General features: G+C 37.0%; 19 protein-coding genes. 4 read left to right on the top strand and 15 right to left on the bottom strand.

What is annotated here, in order from left to right; translation table 11 throughout:
- Positions 1-13: 13 nt before the first annotated feature.
- From ACZ9HT_RS01870 to ACZ9HT_RS01845, 6 genes are all read right to left on the bottom strand, one after another.
- Positions 14-1663: a DNA repair protein RecN gene (locus ACZ9HT_RS01870; protein WP_476038733.1), complete on the bottom strand. Its 1650-nt coding sequence runs from the start codon at positions 1661-1663 to the stop codon at positions 14-16.
- Between the two features lie 115 nt (positions 1664-1778).
- Positions 1779-2681: a type IX secretion system protein PorD gene (gene porD, locus ACZ9HT_RS01865; RefSeq protein WP_476038732.1), complete on the bottom strand. Its 903-nt coding sequence runs from the start codon at positions 2679-2681 to the stop codon at positions 1779-1781.
- A 37-nt stretch (positions 2682-2718) separates the two neighbouring features.
- Entirely contained in the window at positions 2719-3924 is a 1206-nt protein-coding gene (coaBC, locus tag ACZ9HT_RS01860) for a bifunctional phosphopantothenoylcysteine decarboxylase/phosphopantothenate--cysteine ligase CoaBC (RefSeq protein WP_476038731.1), read from the bottom strand.
- Positions 3925-4077: 153 nt separating this feature from the next.
- Complete coding sequence (locus tag ACZ9HT_RS01855) at positions 4078-4401, bottom strand: DNA-directed RNA polymerase subunit omega (protein ID WP_476038730.1); 324 nt, start codon at positions 4399-4401, stop codon at positions 4078-4080.
- A gap of 42 nt (positions 4402-4443) precedes the next feature.
- On the bottom strand, positions 4444-5418 hold the full coding sequence (locus ACZ9HT_RS01850) for an outer membrane protein assembly factor BamD (RefSeq protein WP_476038729.1): 975 nt from the start codon (positions 5416-5418) through the stop codon (positions 4444-4446).
- A 150-nt stretch (positions 5419-5568) separates the two neighbouring features.
- A complete protein-coding gene (locus tag ACZ9HT_RS01845) occupies positions 5569-6195 on the bottom strand; it encodes a TetR/AcrR family transcriptional regulator (protein ID WP_476038728.1) in 627 nt (208 codons plus the stop codon).
- Positions 6196-6285: 90 nt separating this feature from the next.
- On the opposite strand from ACZ9HT_RS01845, the gene ACZ9HT_RS01840 reads away from it, so the two are divergent.
- The 4 genes from ACZ9HT_RS01840 (at position 6286) to ACZ9HT_RS01825 (ending at position 8796) form a co-directional block, all read left to right on the top strand.
- A complete protein-coding gene (locus ACZ9HT_RS01840; protein WP_476038727.1) occupies positions 6286-6915 on the top strand; it encodes a TatD family hydrolase in 630 nt (209 codons plus the stop codon).
- 1 nt (position 6916) lies between these two features.
- A complete protein-coding gene (locus ACZ9HT_RS01835; protein WP_476038726.1) occupies positions 6917-7651 on the top strand; it encodes a tRNA threonylcarbamoyladenosine dehydratase in 735 nt (244 codons plus the stop codon).
- Positions 7652-7705: 54 nt separating this feature from the next.
- Positions 7706-8083: a ribonuclease P protein component gene (gene rnpA, locus ACZ9HT_RS01830; protein ID WP_476039195.1), complete on the top strand. Its 378-nt coding sequence runs from the start codon at positions 7706-7708 to the stop codon at positions 8081-8083.
- 65 nt (positions 8084-8148) lie between these two features.
- Positions 8149-8796 (top strand): DUF4126 domain-containing protein, encoded by a 648-nt coding sequence (locus ACZ9HT_RS01825; protein ID WP_476038725.1) that lies wholly within the window; start codon positions 8149-8151, stop codon positions 8794-8796.
- Positions 8797-8825: 29 nt separating this feature from the next.
- Here the strand turns inward: ACZ9HT_RS01825 and ACZ9HT_RS01820 are convergent, their stop codons facing one another.
- The 9 genes from ACZ9HT_RS01820 to ACZ9HT_RS01780 form a co-directional block, all read right to left on the bottom strand.
- Positions 8826-10826, bottom strand: coding sequence for a hypothetical protein (locus ACZ9HT_RS01820; protein ID WP_476038724.1), 2001 nt, complete (start codon positions 10824-10826; stop codon positions 8826-8828).
- Position 10827: 1 nt separating this feature from the next.
- Entirely contained in the window at positions 10828-11394 is a 567-nt protein-coding gene (gene lptE / locus ACZ9HT_RS01815; RefSeq protein WP_476038723.1) for an LPS assembly lipoprotein LptE, read from the bottom strand.
- Positions 11394-12662, bottom strand: a complete 1269-nt coding sequence (locus ACZ9HT_RS01810; protein ID WP_476038722.1) for a sigma-54 interaction domain-containing protein — start codon at positions 12660-12662, stop codon at positions 11394-11396. The genes lptE and ACZ9HT_RS01810 overlap by 1 nt, the downstream gene beginning before the upstream one ends.
- A gap of 47 nt (positions 12663-12709) precedes the next feature.
- Positions 12710-13489, bottom strand: a complete 780-nt coding sequence (locus tag ACZ9HT_RS01805; RefSeq protein ID WP_476038721.1) for a Fic family protein — start codon at positions 13487-13489, stop codon at positions 12710-12712.
- 135 nt (positions 13490-13624) lie between these two features.
- The gene (miaB, locus tag ACZ9HT_RS01800; RefSeq protein WP_476038720.1) at positions 13625-15058 is read right to left on the bottom strand and encodes a tRNA (N6-isopentenyl adenosine(37)-C2)-methylthiotransferase MiaB; all 1434 of its coding nucleotides are present in this window, start codon (positions 15056-15058) and stop codon (positions 13625-13627) included.
- A 197-nt stretch (positions 15059-15255) separates the two neighbouring features.
- Complete coding sequence (locus ACZ9HT_RS01795; RefSeq protein ID WP_476038719.1) at positions 15256-15981, bottom strand: energy transducer TonB; 726 nt, start codon at positions 15979-15981, stop codon at positions 15256-15258.
- 363 nt (positions 15982-16344) lie between these two features.
- On the bottom strand, positions 16345-17544 hold the full coding sequence (lysA, locus tag ACZ9HT_RS01790; protein ID WP_476038718.1) for a diaminopimelate decarboxylase: 1200 nt from the start codon (positions 17542-17544) through the stop codon (positions 16345-16347).
- 215 nt (positions 17545-17759) lie between these two features.
- Positions 17760-18986 carry a 3'-5' exonuclease gene (locus ACZ9HT_RS01785; protein ID WP_476038717.1) on the bottom strand — a complete coding sequence of 409 codons (1227 nt, stop codon included), beginning with the start codon at positions 18984-18986 and terminating at the stop codon, positions 17760-17762.
- A gap of 46 nt (positions 18987-19032) precedes the next feature.
- The gene (locus ACZ9HT_RS01780; RefSeq protein WP_476038716.1) at positions 19033-20556 is read right to left on the bottom strand and encodes a helicase HerA-like domain-containing protein; all 1524 of its coding nucleotides are present in this window, start codon (positions 20554-20556) and stop codon (positions 19033-19035) included.
- Positions 20557-20580: the final 24 nt, after the last annotated feature.

Raw genomic sequence — 20580 nt, 5'->3', positions numbered from 1 at the left:
AAAGTTACAGAATTTACTTCATCAGTTCCTTTGCCTGAGAAACGGCAGCTTCCGTAATTTTACTTCCCGAAAGTAATTGTGCGATCTCCTGTAATTTATCTTCGGTGTTCAACGGAATAATGGTGGACTGCGTTTTACCGGAAACTTCGCGTTTTATAACTTTATAATTGTTGTTTCCTTTTGCAGCAACTTGTGCGAGATGGGTAATAACGATAAGTTGCAGGTTTTCTGCCATTTCCTTCATTACATTTCCCATTTCTTCGGCTACTTTACCGGAAACTCCAGTGTCAATTTCATCCAGAATTAAGGTTGGTAGCTCTGCATTTTCCGCCATTAGTTTTTTAATAGAAAGCATTACTCTGGATCTTTCACCGCCTGAAATTGCTGTTTGAATAGGTTTTAAAGGAAACCCAGAATTTGCCTGAAATAGAAGCTGAATATCTTCTTTTCCGAAATTGTTGAAGACAGGAACTTCTGAAAGCTGAATTTCAATTTTAGCTTTTTCTAAACCTAACTGTTTCAGTAGTTTCTCAGTTTTCTTAACAAAATCGGGAATTGATTTTTTACGGTTCGTGGATAATTCTGTGGCTAGTTTATGTAAACTTACTTCAGATAAAGTGATCTTTTTTTCAAGAACCGCAATAGTATTTTCCAGTTCTGCAAAACCTGTTTGTTCGCTTTGAATCTGATCGCGGATCTCTCGTAATTCTGCTACAGAATCAACTTTATGTTTCAGAAATAAAGAATTGATCGTACTTAGTTGTGTATTTAGATCGAGAAGCATTTCGGGATTCGTCTCCATTTTCTCGGCTTCATCCTGAAGTTCAAAAAGAAGGTCTTTCAATTCTAAAAAATTCTCCTCAAACCTTTGATTCATCCTCGAAAATTCGTGAGATAAAGCAGCAACTTTCGACAGTTTGTTTTTCACATCAAGCATAGAATCGAGCACGCCAATTTCTTCCTGATCCATCTTGTTGAAGATCAACGACAAATTTTCCGTAATAGATTCGGCGTTTTCCTGACGATTGAGTTGATTTTGAAGATCCTCAAGATCCATCTCATCCAGATCCGCTTCTAATAATTCCTCTAAAAGAAAGTTTTTATAATCGTTTTCCTTATTTCCTTCTAAGAGTTGTTTTTTGAAACCTTCAACTTCCCTCAAATCTTTTTTGTATTCGGAGAATTCCTTTTGATATTTGAGGATCAGCGTTTTATTCTTTGATAAACCATCGATGATTCGAAATTGATATTCTTCATCAAAAAGATTAGAGGTTTCAAACTGGGAATGAATATCGATGAGTTTTGAAGATAACGTTTTCAGCACTTCTAAAGTGACGGGAACATCATTTACAAAAGCCCTGGATTTCCCTGTCGGGAGGATTTCTCTGCGGATAATGGTTTGATTTTCAAAGTCTAGATCGTTCTCTTCAAAGAAAGTTTTAAAATGGTCATGCAACGTAAATTCTGCTTCAACAACACTTTTAGAATCTGCTTTCTGGATCGATTTTGTATCTGCTCTCTCGCCCAAAATTAACCGCAAAGCTCCGAGAATAATAGATTTCCCGGCACCTGTTTCACCAGTAATTACTTGTAAACCTTGGTTCAAAGTAATTTCCAGGGAATCGATAAGTGCGAAATTTTGAATAAAAATTCTTGAAAGCATACTTGGAAAGACGAATTACGAAATTAGAATAACGAATTGAAGTCTGCAAATTTAGGACTTTAAAAGGGAAATCGAAAATGAGATTTCAGATGCGTTGATGACGTGGCTTGCAGAACTATTTCCACTTATTCCACTTGGAGTCGATATCTTTCGGAGACAAAGTAATAAGCAGCGATTTTAAATCGGCCATATTCACGTTCGCATTGTTTCCTGTATTGAAAATATCAAAAATTTCCTGCTTTTTCGTATCAATAAAAATATTGACCGGATAATTCATCTGGAAATTGTTTTCGTACGTTTTCAACTGCAAAACTGCATCGGCAATAATCTTTTTTCCTGCACCTTGATCCTGTTTTCCTAAATTGTCTAAACCGGCGCGGTGGTAGGTGTAATAGAGATTTCTAAGCGTGTTCTGTTCAGGTTTCAACATATTGTCGATCAAAGCGCCACGTGTTTTCGGCCCTTCGATTACAGACCAGCCAGGGAAACTTTGATTCTGGGAGTTATTAGAAATTTTCTGGGCTTTTTCAAACCACTGTTGACCGCCTTTTACTTTGAAACTGTCTGCATCGTAGCCTAAAATGGTGTACACATAAAAACTAATGACATCGATCAAGTTTTTTCCGGAAAACTGTCTTTCGTTAAAAACAAGGTTCTCATTTTCTGCATAATCAAAAGAGAAATTGGTGTCGTTAAGGTTTAAAAGTGGCGTGTCGTACGAAGTATTAAAAACGGGACGAACCGCCTGTATAACGATACTCCCTTTGTAATTATTACCGGCTTTTTCGAATAGTACGATGGCGAAATTGCATTTTATCTTTTCGAAATTCTGAAGTTTTTTTCCCGTCCAGCTTGTATTGTTGATAAAATCCCGCAGATTTTTTTCTAAAGTTTTGTAAACCTGATTGTTGCTTCCGCCTAATTGCTGTGCGTTAACCTGAACCGTTGCCAAAAGTTCCTGCGAAAAGCTCAGTTGAAAAGTGAAAATAAGGAGGAATATTGTAAAAAGTTTCTTCATGTTTGATGTAAAGTTTGAAAACGGAAATTTAGGAATATTATTTCAAAATCTGTTCTTCCACAAAATTTAAAATGTCCTTTGCCACTTCATTTTTTGATTTCAAAGCAAATTCTTTCGTTTCTGTTTTCGTAATGATTTTAATTTTGTTGGTATCGCTCTTAAATCCGGCACCTTCATCCCTTAAAGAATTTAAAACGATCATATCGAGATTCTTTTTCTCCAGTTTGCCTTTTGCATTTTCTTCTTCGTTTTGCGTTTCGAGGGCGAAGCCTACCAAAAACTGATGGCTTTTTTTCTCGCCCATCGTTTTCAGAATATCAGGATTTTTAACGAGTTCAATCGTTAGGGAATCATCACTTTTTTTAATTTTTTCTTTTGCAATTTCTTTTGGAGCATAATCTGCAACCGCCGCACTTGCTATTGCGATATCAACATTTTGGTAGTGTTTGAAAACTTCGTCGAACATTTCTTTCGCGGAGGCAACTCTATGAACTGTAATGTTTTGATTGTTCGTAATCTGCGAACTTGGACCGGAAATCAAGATCACTTTTGCACCACGGTTTGCCGCTTCTTCTGCTAAGGAAAAGCCCATTTTTCCAGAGGAATGATTTCCAATAAAACGAACGGGATCAATTGCTTCGTAGGTTGGTCCCGCTGTAATGAGGACTGTTTTGCCCACCCAGCTTTTAGATGGGTGATCGGTATTGAAAAACGCTTCTATCTTTTCCGCTATGGTTTCCGGTTCTGCCATTCGACCCTGTCCCGATAATCCGCTTGCAAGCTCGCCACTTTCAGCAGGAATAATAAAATGTCCGAAATCCTCCGCCATTTCTAAATTCTGTCTTGTTGTAGGATGTTGATACATATCTAAATCCATCGCAGGAACAATAAAAACGGGGCATTTTGCCGACATATAAGTCGCGATGACCAAATTATCACACATTCCATGAACAATCTTCGCTAACGAGTTCGCAGTACAAGGTGCGATTACCATTAAGTCTGCCCAAAGTGCAAATTCAACATGATTATTCCAGCTGCCATTTTCTGAATAAAAATCGGAGTAAACCGGATTTTTAGAAAGCGTAGAAAGCGTTAGTTTGGAGACGAAATTTTCTGCAGAAGGCGTCATCAAAACTTGAACTTCCGCGCCTTTTTTTATAAGGTTCCTTATCAAAAAATTAATTTTGTAAGCAGCGATTCCGCCGGAAATGCAGATGAGAATTTTTTTACCTTCAAGGGTCATTTCTGTTCGGTTTTAATGTGTAACGAATTTAGTTAAAATTTTAGAAAGATGAATTGTAGAAAGATCAATGAGCAACGTAGAGAATTTTTAAAAAACAAAAATCACAAAAGCCTGAACTTTTGTGATCTTTATATTTTCGTAAAAACCAGCTAACTAGTTTCTTTCGTCGGTATTTCTAAAATAAATCTCTCCATCTAACCATTCCTGGATAGCGATAGAAGTTGGTTTCGGAAGTTTTTCGTAATGTTTTGAGATTTCGATCTGCTCTCTGTTTTCGAAAACTTCTTCCAAAGTCGAATTATGCACTGCAAATTCGTCCAATTTATTATGAAGTTCTGTGCGAATTTCTGCATTGATCTGCTCCGCTCTTTTCCCCATAATTACGATGGCTTCGTAGATAGAACCCACTTTTTCTTCGATTTTATCTTTGTCGTACGTTATTGTACTTAATTCCGCTTTAGAATCTTTAACGCTCATATTCAGTGAATTATTATATTGATAAGTTTGCAAATATACGGGTTATTTTTGGATTTGGAAAGTCGCCGCAGGTGGAGGCGTTGCAATTGCTGCACTGTCTCTTCTGATCTGATCGCTGTTTTGCTCGGCACTCTTCTGATCTTTTTCCGCATTCAATTTCGCTTCTTCCGATTTCTGCAGCGTCATAAGGTCTTTTTTACGCTCTTCTACTTTTTTCTCAAGAATCAAAAAATCTGCTTTTTCTTTTGCAAGTTTATTTCGTAAATCAAGAGCTGTTTTAGCATTTTCCGTGTCTGGCATTTCTCTTTCGACTTGTTTTGTGAAAGATATTGCATTTTCGATCCTATCCTTTTTCAATTCGTAAACAGAATTTGTAGCAAGTTCATATCTGGATCTTAAGATATAATCATAAATTTTCGGACGAAGTTTCGTACTCGGAAAATCATTTAAAACATTTTCAAAAGAAACATTCGCAGCTTTATAGTCGGCGATTTTATAGTATTGTTTTGAATTTTCGTAGGCCTTAAACTCTAGTTTATAACTCAACTCTTCAATCAGCTCATTAATATTTTTAGACTTTTCTGAATCCGGATAAGTATTCAAAAAATTCTGTAGTTCGTTAATTGCAAGTTCTGTATTGGTTTGATCAAGGTTGTAATCCATAGAACCTTCGTAAAAACATAATGCCGACATGTACGAAGCATCTTCTGCCCGCTTATCTTGTGGAAAAGTCACTGCAAAGTTTTTAAATTGATGGCCGGCTAACTTGTAGTTTTTGTCGTAATAATTAGCATAGGCAGAATTGTAAACTACGTTCGGAGCATCGTCGGTTCCTGCTACCAGATTAGAAAGTCGTTCGTAAAGGACAAGTGCGTCGCTCCACTTTTTCTTTTCGAATTTTTCGTTGGCAACTTTCAAGATATAATCTTTATCTGCACTTTTCATTGCTAAATCTTGCTGTCTGTTACACGCAGACAAGAGGAGAAATGCAAGAATTACTATCAAATATTTTTTCATAAATCTATTATAGCAGAAAGATAAGTTTCTATCATTTTCCGCGGTTCAGTTTGCAAAAATATAACTTTTTTATCAATAGATTTTTTTTTATGATTATTTAACTAATAAATTAAGAGGAAATCGGTTTTTCACATGAAGATTCATTCCATTTTAATAAGCGGTGTAACCAATAACAGAAAATACCGTCACTAAAAGATTGGCTTGAATTTTCTTTTCAGCTTCCTGCAAATAATTTTCTTCTTTGCCCGAAACGTACAATTCATAAAAATTCTTGTTTCGGATCACAAATAAAGAAGAACCTACGATTACGGTTAAAATATCTTCCGGCTTTGGCGTATTGGTGAACACTCCGGAAGCAACGCCTTTCTTAATAACTTCATCTATTTTGGTTGTGAAAGTGGTGTAAAATTCCAGCAGATCATCCTTCAAATGTTCGGTATGACGAAGTTCCTGCGTAACAAAACCATGAAAATAATTATATTTAAATAATTGATTTACAACGTATTTTACCAGTTCTTTCATTTGCATCTCCGGTTTACCGTCTTTTATTATTTCTGCAAATTCTGCAAAACTTTCTCTGGTTTTCTGGACTCTGTAACGATACAAATAAGACATCATTTTCTCCTTGGAACCGAAGTAATAAGAAATCATCGCCACATTAATATTGGCGTTCGTCGAAATATCACGGATGGAAGTTCCTTCAAAGCCCTTCTTCGCAATTAATTTCTCCGCGACATCCAAAATATGGATTTGCTTTTCGGAAAATTTCTTCTTCATTCGTGTTATTTTTAGTAAAGTTAAGAAAATTTTAACACAATTTAAAACAAATGTTTAATCATCTGTATTCAATTTTTGATACTTTTGGGTATGAATTTTTTCGATTTTCATCATCATCACCGGAACAAAGAATTCGGCATTTACAATTTGAAATTTGAAGAAGAGATTCCTAAGAGTTTTTTTTCTGCCGGAATTCATCCTGATTCTATTGCCGATGATATCGATGAACAATTTAGGTGGTTGAAGTCTATTTCAAAACTCGAAAAGTGCCTAGCAATAGGCGAATGCGGTTTAGATGGTCGTATAGATGTGGAGGAGAAACTGCAGGAGGAAGTTTTTGAAAGACAGATTTATTTAGCAAATGAAATTAATAAACCTGTAATTATTCATTGTGTACGAAGGTTCTCTCGCCTACATTATTTTCAAAAACTTTCGACAGTTCCGATGATTGTGCACGGTTTCAATAAAAGAAAAACAATCGGCGAGGATTTGTTAATAAATGATTTTTATTTAAGTTTTGGACAATCCGTTTTGTATAATGTAAATTTGCAGGATTTTCTGAAATCATTTCCTCTGGAAAAAATGTTTTTAGAAACTGACTCTGCGGAATTTAATATCGAAGATTTATATGAAAAAGTCGCTTCAATAAAAAATATAGAAATTGCAGATTTAACTCAGAAAATTAAAGAAAACCTCCAAAATTTGAAAATTTCAATCTAAAATGGATAAAAACTGGCTTGAACGTACAGAACTTCTTATCAAGGAGAAGGGCCTCGAAAAACTTCAGAATGCCAATTTACTCATTATTGGTTTGGGTGGCGTTGGATCTTTTGCTGCAGAATTTTTAGGGAGAGCCGGAGTCGGAAAAATGACCATTGTTGATGGCGATACTGTAGATATTACGAATATTAACCGGCAACTTCCCGCACTTCACTCCACCATTGGACAATCGAAAGTGGAGCTTGTAGCAGAAAGACTTCTGGACATTAATCCAGCTCTGGAGTTGATTAAGATCAACGAATTTCTGAATCCCGAAAGAATGGCAGAAGTTATTGATTCTCAAAAATTTGATTATATATTAGATTGCATCGACAGTGTTTCGCCTAAGGTTGAATTGTTGAAAATGGCGAAGCGCAAGAGGGTTAAGGTGATTAGTTGCATGGGCGCCGGCGGAAAAGTAAATCCTGCGAAAGTAATGGTACGCGACATCAGCAAAACGTATAATTGTTTTCTCGCGAAACAGGTGCGAAAACGGCTAAAAAAAGAGAAAATAGATAAGGGAATTAGGTGTGTATTTTCAAATGAAATTCAAAGTGAAGGCAGTTTAAAAATGACCGATGGATCGAATTATAAGAGATCTTTCTACGGTACGATCAGTTATATTCCGGCAATTTTCGGACTTTACGCAGCTGCGGAAGTAATCGCTTATCTTACTAAGGAAACAGTAGTCGATTAAAAAATGCTTTCAATTAAGATTGGAAAAATAGCTATCAAAAAAATCAAAGAAGTTTTGAATCAAAAATATCCGACACGGGAAAAACTCAAACAGAAAAAAGAAATTGATTTTCTTTTCGGAAAGGGGAGATGGCAAACCTGCGGGAATTTGCGCATCATTTCCGTTGATTTAGATAAAAAACCTTCAGAAGATTTTATCATTCCTAATCAAAGATTTGGCGTTTCGGTTTCGAAAAAGTTTTTTAAAAAAGCCGCGGACAGGAATAGGATCAAAAGACTGCTTCGTGAACTTTACCGCTTGAACAGAGATTTGTTTACAGACTATTTCGGAACAAATTCAATATCCATGATCTTTTGGGTTTCCGCCGAAAAACCAAGTGATTACAAATCGCTGGAAGAAAACTTCATCACCCTCTGTAAGTCAAAAAAATAATTTACTAAAAATATCTGCGTACTTTTTGTAAATTTGACTGAATTCATCATCAAATAATTACAAGAATGTTAGATCAAATTCCCTATTTACCTTACGCAATAAGTGCTTTTATTGGAATTGGACTTGCTGCAGCTACAGGTTTCAGAATTTTTCTGCCCATGTTCGTAGTGAGTTTAGCTTCTTTTATGGGTTGGATTCCAATGAATGAAAGTTTTCAGTGGTTGTCGGGTCTCCCTACACTAATCGCAACAGGAATTGCAATGATCGTCGAAATTCTGGCGTACTATATTCCATTTGTGGATCATCTTCTAGACACGATCTCAATTCCGGTGGCCACTGTTGCGGGCTCGGTGATGTTTGCGAGTCAGTTTGCTGATATTGGGACTTTTCCACAATGGGCGTTAGCCTTAATTGCAGGTGGAGGAACGGCTGCCGCAATAAGTTCTGGATTTGCCGGAACGCGCGCTGCATCAACGGCAACTACCGGTGGATTCGGTAATTCGATCGTCGCTACTACCGAAACTGCCGGAGCAGGAATCATGTCGGTTCTGGCATTGGCGGCGCCCATAATCGCTTTTATCGCAGCGGTCATATTAATGATTACGGTGCTGATTTTAGGACGAAAAATATGGCGAAAATTCCGTAATTTTAATTCTGGCAAATCTTCGAAAGTTATCGATGTAGAAGCTGTTGATACCAGATATTTGGAATAAAAAAAACGCTCAATAAAGAGCGTTTTGAATTAATTATTTTTGCGAAGTTCTTTAATTTCCTGAATTTTATCTTTGAAAATTGAAGTTTTCTTAGGATGCTTTGTTATTAAAGTTTCATAGGCTTTGATCGCCTTGGCGTAAAGTTTCTGTTCCACATAAAGATTGGCTAAAGTTTCCGTCATCAAATGTGAAATGTTCGAACCTTTTTCTTTTACTACGAAATCCGATTCCTCTTTCAATTTAGAGATCCGTGGTTCCTTCTCTATAAATTTTGCGATGACTGTATTTTTGACCTCAACTTTTGAAACTGGAGTTTCTTCAATAACAGGTTCTATTCTTTCAATTTTTAACCAATTTTGCCAGGTATTAATGAAATTTGGAACATTGCTGTCTGGGGCAATAGCTTCAAGTTCGGCAACTTTTTGAATTTTCACGGCAGGTTTTTCTCCTTTCTTAGATTCGATGGCTGATACATTTTGGGTGAAAAAAGAAGCATTGAAAACCGGTCTTTCTTCCGCTTTTTCTGTGCTTTGTTTCTGATCAGAAGTCTGGTCGAAATGCTCTGCAGCGTTACTGTTAGAAATTGACTTATCTTCTGTTTTAGTTTCAGGTTTTTTATCAATAAGCGAATCCGGAGTATTACCAGAAAACTGCATGGGTTTCCAGGAGGTGTTTTGAGGAGCAGAATCTTGTTTAACAGTTTCCTCTTTTAATTGAGGTTTATTCTCAATTTGTACATCGGGTTTAAGGGTTTTTTCTGATAATTCTTTTTCCTCGGAAATTGTTTCTACAGGTTTTTCGGCAGGAGGAATAATTTCTTTTAAAAGATCAACCGAAAAATTTTGAGTCTGTGAGAAATTGACATCGTGATTCTCTACACGTTCCACTTCCTGAACTTTTTCTTTTTTTGAAGCTTTTACTTTAGCTTCTACTTCAGCGATCAGGCGCTGCATTTCAGTTTCCTGTTTATTCGGTTGTGGTTTTGGAGCTTCGTATTTTGTTGATTCAGTAATGTTTGGCGTAATTTTAACGTCCGGTAGAAATTCTTCAAGTCCATGAAAACTTATTTTAGAGGAATCGATCTTTGGTTCTTCCTCTTCAATTTTCAATTCATTGATAACAGTTTCTTTACTAAAGCTTTCTGCGTCTTTCGATTCAATAAAAATTTCAGCTTCAGAATTTTCAGCTTTAACCTCAGGCAAAAATTCTGCAACTTCATGAAAACTTTTTTCAGAAAGGTCTTCAATCAAAGGCTCGTCTTTTAAAATTTCATTTCCCTTGATGATTTTTTCTGGCGTAAATGTTTCTGCATCTTGCGCTTCTTGAAAATCCACTCTTTTTGGACTGTCAATTTCAACCTCAGGCAAAAATTCTGGAATTTCGTGAAAACTTTTTTCGGAAAGATCTTCAATAACAGGCTCTTCTTCGGAAATTTTATCTTCGTTGATGACGATTTCGCGGCTAAAAGTTTCCGCATCTTTTGCTTCAGTGAAATTTGATTCTTCTGAACTTTCCGAGGGTTTTGAAGCTTTCACCTCATCTTTTAGTGAATTACGGGTAACGATCGTTCCAGATTCTAAGGTAGATTCCAGATCAATGTTTTCAGTTTCTCTTTCCAGAAAATCTTCTTCCCCTTCAAACAAAATTCTATTCAAAACGCCTTCTACAAAAACAGGTTTTACAGTTGGTTTTGGAATAAATTCTACTTCATTAAAAATGTTTGGAATGGATTCTTCCTCATCATTTGAAACAGTCCCCTCATTAGAAATTACTGGAATTTCCTCCGTCTCGATAATTTCTGTTTTCTTGTTGATGAGTTGATATAATATTTTCTTATCCGTAGTGTAAGCTGCGGTTACCGACAATTCTTTTTGATAATTCTCCGGATCAAAAAGGTGAGTTCCGTATAAATGTATCGCCCGGATATTCTGTAAATAAGGATGTTTTTTTATCTCAGAATTCAGCAGCGCTAAATCTTGATTTTGAATGATCTCCGGGTTCTTTATTAAGTCTAAAATTCTTGCGTTCATTTTACCAGTTGGCTACAATATCGTTAAAAATTTTGTTGATGATTCTTTCGTTCACCACTTTCACCTGTGTTGCTTCGATGGTGTTAATATCGAGATCACTGCTAAAAACAGCTTCGTCGGAATAATTCCTGTCGAAATTTTTTTCAGGTTCAATCTTGTTTTCGTAATGCACTTTTACAGTGATCGTTAATTTGTTCTGGGCTGCCTGAATATTTCCGCCAGGCGCATTTACAGCAGTCGAAATAGTAGTTGGCGAAATCACATAATCCGTAATTTCCCCTTCAATTAAAATATCCGGAGTTTCTGTAGATCCTTTCAACGTGGTGCGTTGCAGAAATCTATTTTGAATATCGGTGGAAAACTGTTGCGCCAGATTGGGATTCATTAATGCCGAATTATTAGGAAAATCCCTGATCTGAATTGTTTTGGTTTCAGGGCTTAAAGAGGAACCTGTAAAACTGTAGCAAGAAGTTAGAAGAGCCAGGGAAAAAGAGCCAAGGACAAAGAGCGCAAAGAGGCGCAACTTTTCAATCCTAAATCTTACATCTAAAATATGAAATCTTTTCATTAGTCCTCTAAATTATATTGTTTGATCTTTCTGTAAAGCGTTCTTTGAGAAATCCCCAATTCATCTGCCGCCTTGTTTCGTCTGCCTTTGTGTTTGTCTAAGGCTTTAACAATCAGTTCTCTTTCATTGTTTTGAAGAGAAAGAGAATCCGGTTTTGTTTCCTCGATCTCAATATCTTCAACATCTTCGTATTCTTCATTTGAATTAGAGATGTTCGCGGAATTTTGATTCCCGCTTTCGAAATAGAGCAAAGAGTTGGCTTTCTGGTTTTGGGTTTCTGGAGTAAAAACGCGGTTAATTAGATTTTTTTCCTGATTGCTTAAATCTCCGTTTTCCCGATTTTTGATGAGTTCTGAAGTTAAGGATTTTAAATCATTAAGGTCATTCCGCATATCGAAAAGGATCTTGTACATGATATCTCTTTCGGAATGAAATTCGTTGGAAGACACGGCGTTTCCTTTCTGAACAACAGCCGGAAGCTGCGTTTGCATCGGAATATATTCTCCTAATTTAGTAGAATTTACGGTTCTTTCCTGCTCAACTACCGTCACCTGTTCGACAAGGTTTCTCAGCTGGCGAATATTTCCGGGAAAAGGATAGTTTTCCAAATAATGCACGGCATCTGGGGTAAGAACTAATTCGGGCATTCTGTATTTTTCCGCAAAATCGATGGCGAACTTTCGGAAAAGCAAATGAATGTCTCCTTTTCTCTCGCGCAATGCAGGCATATCTATTTGCACCGTGTTCAAACGGTAATATAAATCCTCGCGAAATCTGCCGTCGTTAATGGCATTCATCATATTTACATTAGTTGCTGCTACGATGCGGACGTTGGTTTTCTGAATTTGAGAAGAACCTACTTTAAAAAATTCTCCACTTTCCAGAACCCGAAGTAAACGAACCTGAGTTTGCAAAGGCAATTCGCCCACTTCATCTAAAAATATAGTTCCGCCATCTGCGACTTCGAAATAGCCTTTTCGGGTAGAAGTTGCGCCTGTGAACGCACCTTTTTCATGTCCGAAAAGTTCAGAATCTATCGTTCCTTCGGGGATTGCCCCACAGTTTACCACGATGTAAGGTTGATGTTTCCGGCGGGATTCGCCGTGAATGATCTTCGGAATAAATTCTTTTCCCACACCACTCTCGCCCATCACCAAAACAGAAATGTCCGTCGGCGCGACTTGAATGGCTTTTAGCAGCGCACGGTTGAGCACCGGATAATTCCCGATAATTCCAAAGCGCGTTTTTATAGATTGTAAGTCTGTCATTTTTAATTTGTATAAGGTACACGGCGGCGAGTACACTGTGTTTTTACTTAAATATTTTCTAAACTTTTTGGGAGCATTAACAAAAATGAAAGTGATTTGTTCCAGATCAAAGTATCATATTCTAAGCCCAATTTTCTTATATTTTGATAATAATCCTGATGATTTTGATAATACATTTTTTCACTTTGTAAAAACCAGGCCTTTTCGCCTAGTTTTTCTGCAATAAACCACTTCTCTAAAAGTCTTGCCAGTCTTCCGTTGCCATCATTCATTGGATGAATTTTTACGAAAGCTAAGTGGAGCAGTGACGCATAAAAAAACACTTCGTCAATTTCGAGATCTTCCGAAAGCAAAATATTGAGTTCGCGGAAAAACTCTTCCATTTCATTTTGAACTAGGAAAGGTGATGCTGCAACATATTCAATTTGTCCATCCGTTGTTAAAACATACATCTTGGTATTGCGGTAAACTCCCTGCAGATGAGATTTTAAAATATTTTCCGTCAAAATTTGATGAGCTTCAAGCAATTTTTTTTCGGTCAGTTTATTTTCTTTTGCGAAACTGTAAGCTGCATAAAGGTCATCAATTTTCTTTGTATAATCGGGCTGATATTCAATTCCGAAATTTTTATGTTTGATGTAACTGTCTAAATCGATTTCTTCACCTTCGATCTTGCTCGAAAAAACGGAAGAAACAGAAGTATAAAAGCTGAAACTTGCCGTTGATATTGGAGCGTCTTTTAATAAACTAAAACCACCAAACCGATCTTTTGTTTCCAGAAAATATGCTGGAAATAGTTCAGATTTTATGGATTTAAAGTTGATCATTCTAATTTTCTATAAAAAATACTTTCGATTATCGCTTTAATTGCAGCCCGACTTGAACGGTGCTCTTTTTATACGAAGCGAAGCGCAGTGTAAAAAAGCTGGAGTGGAAGGCGGAAATGTCTGCCCAAATAAATCCTAAACCGTTTGCCCCAAAAGCGTTCCCTGCGTATTCCCGTGAACAAATACAGTCACAATATCGCCTAATTTTTGGCCCTCTAATTTATCGAAAACGCAAACTGCATTTTGGGAATTACGTCCTTTCCACTGGTTTTCGTTTTTTCTGGAGGTTCCTTCAATTAGAACTTCGTGATTTCTACCGACATAACCCACCATTCTTTTGCGGGAAAGTTCCCCTTGTAGCGCGATCACTTCCGCCAGTCTTCTTTGTTTAACATCTGCCGGAATATCATCTTCCATTTTTTTATGAGCCGGAGTTCCCGGTCTTTCAGAATAGGAAAACATGTAGCCGTAATCGTATTCAACTTCGCGCATTAAGCTTAAAGTTTGCTGATGATCTTCTTCGGTCTCGCCACAGAATCCGATGATCATATCCTGGGAAAATGAAATTTCGGGAACGATTTCTTTCCCTTTTTTTATTAGATCTAAATATTCCTGTCGCGTGTGTTGCCGGTTCATTTTCACCAACATTGCGTCGCTGCCGCTCTGTACAGGAAGATGCACGTAATTACAAATATTTTCGTGTTTTGCGATCATGCGGAAAACTTCTTCCGTCATTTCATGTGGATTATTCGTAGAAAAACGAATTCTCATTTGCGGAACTGCCGAAGCAACCATGTCGAGAAGATGAGAAAAGGTGACCGCGGTTAACCGCTGCATTTCTGTGGCATTTTTGAAATCTTTTTTTGGTCCACCGCCATACCAAAGATAGGAATCAACATTTTGGCCAAGAAGCGTAATTTCTTTATATCCACTTTCCCACAAATTCATACATTCCTGAATAATTGAATGCGGATCACGGCTTCTTTCGCGGCCACGAGTAAAGGGAACTACGCAAAAAGTACACATGTTATCGCAACCTCGAGTAATGGTAACAAAAGCTGTAACACCGTTTCCGCCTAAACGGACCGGATTGATATCAGCATACGTTTCTTCTTTGGAAAGTATAACGTTAATGGCATCTCGTCCATCGTCGGTTTCTTTTAATAAATTGGGTAGATCACGGTAGGCATCAGGACCAACAACCAGATCGACGAGTTGTTCTTCCTCTAAAAATTTAGTTTTTAAACGTTCCGCCATACAGCCCAAAACGCCAACCGTAAGATTCGGTTTTTCTTTCTTTAAATTTTTAAATTGAGAAAGTCGCATTCTCACCGTTTGTTCGGCTTTTTCCCGGATTGAACAGGTATTGAGCAGAATCAGATCTGCTTCTTCGGGCTTCGTGGTTGTGTTATAACCTTGCTCATTTAAAATTGAAGCAACAATCTCGGAATCTGAAAAGTTCATTTGACAACCATAACTTTCTAAGAAAAGTTTCTTAGAATTAGCTGGTTTTTCTGCGATGGCGAAAGCTTCGCCCTGTTTGGTCTCGTCTATATATTTTTCTTGCACGGAATTCGATTTAAATTTCAAGATTAAAATCGAGCTTTTCAGCAATGATCGTTAAACTTTGAAAAGTTGAGGTGCAAAGATACAAATTCTATGACAGAATGGCAGAGAGAATTGAGCTCAAATTATTTGAGAAATCTTTTTTTTGGAGGATGCGGTAAATCAATGCAGGCGATGAAAAGAATTGAAATATTATAAAATTATAAAGGGTCAGTAATCGCATTAATGGTTAATCGATAGCGGTAATCTACGGGTTTTCCATTGATGGTTGCGGCTTTCCACCTTTTTTTTGTGCTTTTAATTCCGGCGACGATCTGATTGTCGAATTGCACCATGGATGATGATTTGATAACAACAAAGTTTTCAATTTTGGATTCCTTAGTAATGATAAAATCGACGATCACACTAAATTTATCATTCCAGCTAAATCGTCTTACATCGATCCTGTTGATGATACCTTTTCTAAATTCTTCTGCGCCATTTCCCTTATAATCGCCATATATTGGAGAGGTAAAGTTTGGAGTATAACCTTCCGTATAATTTTCAAATAAATCAGCTGGAAACACGCTGAACTCAGCAACTGCATCAACCGGAGTTCCATCGACCAATGCCGGATTCCAGTTTTTTTGATATTGCGCAACTTCTCGCGCAAGATCGTAGGCACATTTGTTTTTGGCAATATTATGGTCGTTATGATCCTTGATAAAACTCACAGAACTGTCTTTATTAATGAGTAATTTAAGCTGGTAAAATTCCGCTTTTTCTGAGCACGACTTTAATTTTTTTGCCGTGATGATGTCATGAAAATCTTTATAATAGGCTTCGTATCCGCCAACGTAAGGAACTTGATAGCGCGGAAAATGTTCCAGAATTTGAGCAGAAACGAAGAAGGGAACAATTATAAATAGAAAATATATTTTTTTCATAAGGAAGAAAATTAGGAATTATTCTGCACTGAAACTAGGCGGCATTTTGAATCTTTGTCGGATGGGATGACCATGAATTCGCTAATGTACAGCACTTATATTATTTTTATTAAATATAAAAAAAACTTTGTAATCATTACAAAGTTTAATTTTTTTAAAGGTCAAAATTTTCGTTGTAGAATTAACTTTCTGCCGCAATCTGGGAAATATAGATTCACCGTTACAACTTGCAGAAATCCATTGTGAATTCATCTTACGCAACTCCAGTTCCAGCTGAAGCAATTCATTGAATTGAATTTTGATTAAAGTTTCTAATTTTTCAATCCCGATCAAATGGTATAAATCATCTTTAGTCCTTAAAATTTACAACACTTCAATCTGGTTTCTGAGCAGATCTTCGAACTCATCCCGCGTTCTGATCAAATGCGCTTTACCATCCAGAAATAAAACTTCTGCAGGTTTTAATCTCGAATTAAAGTTAGAGCTCATTTCGAAACCATAAGCTCCGGCATTTCTAAAGACTAAAATATCACCTTCGCGAACTTCATTTATTTTTCTATCCCAGGCAAAAGTGTCTGTTTCGCAGATGTTTCCAACTACAGTATAAATTCGTTCATTTCCTTTAGGGTTAGAAAGATTTTCGATAATGTGATAAGAATCGTAAAACATAGGACGAATCAAATGATTGAAGCCCGAATTGATCCCGGCAAAAGTTGTAGCCGTTGTTTGTTTAATGACATTTGTTTTTACGAGAAAGTGACCACTTCCACTCACCAAAAATTTACCAGGCTCAAACCAAAGTTCAAATTTTTTACCCGAAGATTCCGAAAATTCCGCGACCGCTTTCTCTACTTTTTTACCGAGAACTTTTACATCGGTTTCTAAATCGCCATCCTGATAAGGAACTTTGAAGCCGCTTCCCATATCCAGATATTTTAAGTTCGGGAAATGTTCTGCCAGATCAAACATAATTTCTAAACCCTGCAGAAAAACGTCGGGATCTTTTATTTCGCTTCCGGTGTGCATGTGCAACCCTTCAACATTAAGATCTGTAGTTTTCATTACGCGTTCGATATGTCGCATCTGGTGAATTGAAATCCCGAATTTGGAATCGATATGCCCTGTAGAAATTTTGTGATTTCCGCCCGCATAAATGTGTGGATTAATTCTTACGAAAATCGGATAAGAATGACCGTATTTATTTCCGAACTGTTCTAAGATCGAAATATTATCGATGTTGATATGAACTTTCAAAGACATTGCTTCTTCAATTTCCGCCAGATCAACGCAGTTTGGAGTAAAAAGAATCCTTTTTGGCTCAAAACCTGCCTTCAAACCCAATTTGACTTCGTTAATAGAAACACAGTCTAAACTTCCACCCAAACGGTTTACATATTTTAAAATATTGATGTTGGAAAGTGCCTTGCAAGCATAGAAAAAGCGCGTACTTTTATGGAAGGAAGAAGTTAGTTTTTCATACTGCATTTTGATAGATTCAGCATTGTAAACATAGGTTGGAGTTCCGAACTGGTCGGCGATTTTTAGCAGATCTTTATTGGTCATTTTATTATTATTTAAAATTAAAAAAAGCACGCTCGAAATGAGCGTGCTTGATATTTGGTTATCTAAAATTACAGCTCTTAATCCACAAAAATTACCTTAGAGAAAAACTTTTTCCCTTTAGCAGTAATTTGTTTTATTGATGTAAGAGCGGTCATATTGTATCGGTCTTCGAAATTTTTTTCAAAAATAATTTATTTTATTTAAATCGGCAATACTTATTTTGATGGCGAAGAAATGATTTCAAAATCTTCTCTCAAAAGTGCTAACTTTAAATCGTTTTGCAAATCTTGCGGAACTGAATCTATGTCAATTTTCAATTTTGAAAGTTTAGAAATGGTATTTATTTGAGTGTGAAGATCGTAAAAACCAAATGCAGTTAAATGTCCTTTTTCAAAGATCAAAAATGATTTTTCCCCCAGACTTCTTCCCTCAGAAAGCCAAAGTTCATTGCGGTCCTTCAGGTCGATCGTCTTTTTCAACTCTTCAACATCAGCGTACTTTTTTTGAGCGTTGATGAAGCTTATAGCCTTTAATCCCTGTGTAAAGGATTTGAATTTAAGAAGTGCTTTATCGTCTTTTTGGTTGGAAATTTTATCTGCAAAATACTTCCCGTTCGTATGATACAAGCCGAACTGAAGGTGATCACGTTTATGAACGCCCTTTGTTTTCATAATGAGTTTTGCCAAAATATCATTTCCGGTCAGGTCATAATGAATTTGTTCTACATCATCCTGAATCTGCTTCCATTTTTTGGATTTAGAATTGAAAAGTATTTTCGAAAACTTACTCAAATCATCTACAAAATCAAAGAAAATTATTTTACCGGCTGCATTTTGAAAGTAGATAATTCCCCTTTCAAAGGGCAGATCCTGAGTCAGCTGCTTCACTTTATTCAGATAGGTTTTAGAATTGATCTCCTCGTGATGCTGTTGAATGATCTCGGAATCTTTATCCTTAATCATTAATAATTTAAAAAGTTCTAAAGTTGCTCGGGCATCGCCAGAAGCACGGTGCTGATCTACTAAAGGAATGCCCAAAGATTTTACGAGTTTACCCAAGGAATAACTTTCCGCTTCCGGGATCAGTTTTTTGGCTAAAGGGATCGTGTCTATCGTATTGATCTTGAATTCATAACCCAGTCTTTTAAATTCCTGACGAAGCATACGGTAATCAAATTCAATATTATGACCGACTAAAGTGGTACTGTTGGTCATTTCTACAACTCTTTTTGCAATTTCTGGAAATTTCGGGGCGCCCTTCACCATTTTCGGAGATATGTTGGTAAGTCGCTGCACAAAGGGAGTGATGTCACTTTCGGGGTTCACCAACGTAATGAATTGGTCGACAATTTCGTGACCATCGTATTTATAAATCGCAATTTCAATAATACTTTCCTTCCTGAAACCGGCGCCGTTACTTTCTATATCAATTACTGAATACATTTTTTCTTGTTCTGTCATTAATCAACCTGCATCTTTAGAAAAATTATTATTTTCTGCCACCCAGACCGAACATTCCTAATACAAATTTTGCACCTTCTCTCGCCAGCGTTGTTGTAAACGTTCTTCCGGCTTTTGATTTCATTACCGATTCAAAAACACCGGGTTCTTCTTTTACAGTTCTGGCTTTTACCGTTGGAGCTGCATTTTGTACCGCCTGTTCCATTCTGCTTGTGAGCATTTCGTAGGCAGAATCTTTGTTCATTGGTTCTTCATATTTCGCGACCAGTGCAGAACGACTCGTTAGATCCGCAACTTCGGCATCATTCAAAACATCCATTCTGGATTCTGGAGAAATTAAAAAGGTATGAACTAAAGGAGTCGGAATTCCTTTTTCGTCTAACGCCGTAATAAACGCTTCGCCAATTCCCAGATTCTGGATCAATTCGTTGGCTTTATAATATTCGGTAATTGGATAATTTTCTACCGCTTTTGAAATTTCTTTTCGGTCTTTCGCCGTAAATCCACGAAGTGCGTGCTGAACTTTCAAGCCTAACTGAGACAAAACATTTTCGGGAACATCGCCCGGAATCTGAGTGACAAAATAAATACCGACTCCTTTGGAACGGATCAGTTTCACCATTGTTTCGATCTGATTTAGTAAAGTTTTGCTGGCCTCATTAAAAATTAAATGGGCTTCGTCGATGAACAACACCAATTTCGGTTTCCCGGAATCTCCTTCTTCCGGAAAAGTCATATAAATTTCCGCAAAAAGAGAAAGCATAAACGTTGAAAATAATTGAGGTTTGCTTTGAATATCTGCAACGCGCAGAATATTTACGACTCCTTTTCCGTCTCTCTGCATCAATAGATCTTTCACATCAAAACTTGGTTCACCAAAGAACGACGCTGCACCCTGCTGTTCTAAAGCGACAATTGAGCGAAGAATTGCGCCTAAAGACGCTGGTGAAATCGAACCGTAATTATTAGACAAATCTGCTTTTCCCTGTGCGTTATCGGTTACGTATTGCAGGACTTTTTTCAAATCTTCAAGATCGATGAGCGGTAAACCTTTATCATCGCAATATTTAAAAACGATGGACATAATGCTTTGCTGGGTATCGTTTAAATCTAAAATTTTAGACAGCAAAAGCGGACCGAATTCGGTAACAGTCGCCCGCAACTTTACGCCTTTTTCTCCGGAGATCGTCATCAATTCCACCGGGAAAGGTTGAGGTTGATATGGCAATTTTGTTTTGCCATAACGCTCGGTGATAATAGAATTTTCTACGCCCGGTTCTGCAATTCCAGAAAAATCACCTTTAATATCTAAAACGAGGGAAGGAATGCCTTTGTGCGATAACTGCTCAGCAAACACCTGCAGCGTCTTGGTTTTTCCGGTTCCTGTTGCTCCGGCAATTAAACCGTGGCGGTTAATGGTTTTCAATGGAATGGTCACATCTACTTCTGTCACTACTTCGCCATCTAACATTGCTTTTCCTAACGTAATAAAATCCCCTTTTGGCGTATATCTCGTAGAAAGTTCCTTAATGAATTTCGCTTTATCTGCCATTTTATAAAATATTTGAAAGGTTAA

This window comes from Chryseobacterium sp. UYP7 (assembly GCF_056279225.1).
This window is presented reverse-complemented; position numbering and strand designations above follow the sequence as displayed.

Coding starts and splice junctions, on each gene's coding strand:
- ACZ9HT_RS01825 (WP_476038725.1), top strand. CDS start 8,149: ATGTTAGATCAAATTCCCTATTTACCTTACGCAATAAGTGCTTTTATT.
- ACZ9HT_RS01810 (WP_476038722.1), bottom strand. CDS start 12,662: ATGACAGACTTACAATCTATAAAAACGCGCTTTGGAATTATCGGGAAT.
- ACZ9HT_RS01870 (WP_476038733.1), bottom strand. CDS start 1,663: ATGCTTTCAAGAATTTTTATTCAAAATTTCGCACTTATCGATTCCCTG.
- ACZ9HT_RS01795 (WP_476038719.1), bottom strand. CDS start 15,981: ATGAAAAAAATATATTTTCTATTTATAATTGTTCCCTTCTTCGTTTCT.
- ACZ9HT_RS01855 (WP_476038730.1), bottom strand. CDS start 4,401: ATGAGCGTTAAAGATTCTAAAGCGGAATTAAGTACAATAACGTACGAC.
- lptE (WP_476038723.1), bottom strand. CDS start 11,394: ATGAAAAGATTTCATATTTTAGATGTAAGATTTAGGATTGAAAAGTTG.
- coaBC (WP_476038731.1), bottom strand. CDS start 3,924: ATGACCCTTGAAGGTAAAAAAATTCTCATCTGCATTTCCGGCGGAATC.
- ACZ9HT_RS01845 (WP_476038728.1), bottom strand. CDS start 6,195: ATGAAGAAGAAATTTTCCGAAAAGCAAATCCATATTTTGGATGTCGCG.
- ACZ9HT_RS01850 (WP_476038729.1), bottom strand. CDS start 5,418: ATGAAAAAATATTTGATAGTAATTCTTGCATTTCTCCTCTTGTCTGCG.
- ACZ9HT_RS01780 (WP_476038716.1), bottom strand. CDS start 20,556: ATGGCAGATAAAGCGAAATTCATTAAGGAACTTTCTACGAGATATACG.
- ACZ9HT_RS01835 (WP_476038726.1), top strand. CDS start 6,917: ATGGATAAAAACTGGCTTGAACGTACAGAACTTCTTATCAAGGAGAAG.
- ACZ9HT_RS01840 (WP_476038727.1), top strand. CDS start 6,286: ATGAATTTTTTCGATTTTCATCATCATCACCGGAACAAAGAATTCGGC.
- lysA (WP_476038718.1), bottom strand. CDS start 17,544: ATGACCAATAAAGATCTGCTAAAAATCGCCGACCAGTTCGGAACTCCA.
- ACZ9HT_RS01820 (WP_476038724.1), bottom strand. CDS start 10,826: ATGAACGCAAGAATTTTAGACTTAATAAAGAACCCGGAGATCATTCAA.
- porD (WP_476038732.1), bottom strand. CDS start 2,681: ATGAAGAAACTTTTTACAATATTCCTCCTTATTTTCACTTTTCAACTG.
- ACZ9HT_RS01805 (WP_476038721.1), bottom strand. CDS start 13,489: ATGATCAACTTTAAATCCATAAAATCTGAACTATTTCCAGCATATTTT.
- ACZ9HT_RS01785 (WP_476038717.1), bottom strand. CDS start 18,986: ATGTATTCAGTAATTGATATAGAAAGTAACGGCGCCGGTTTCAGGAAG.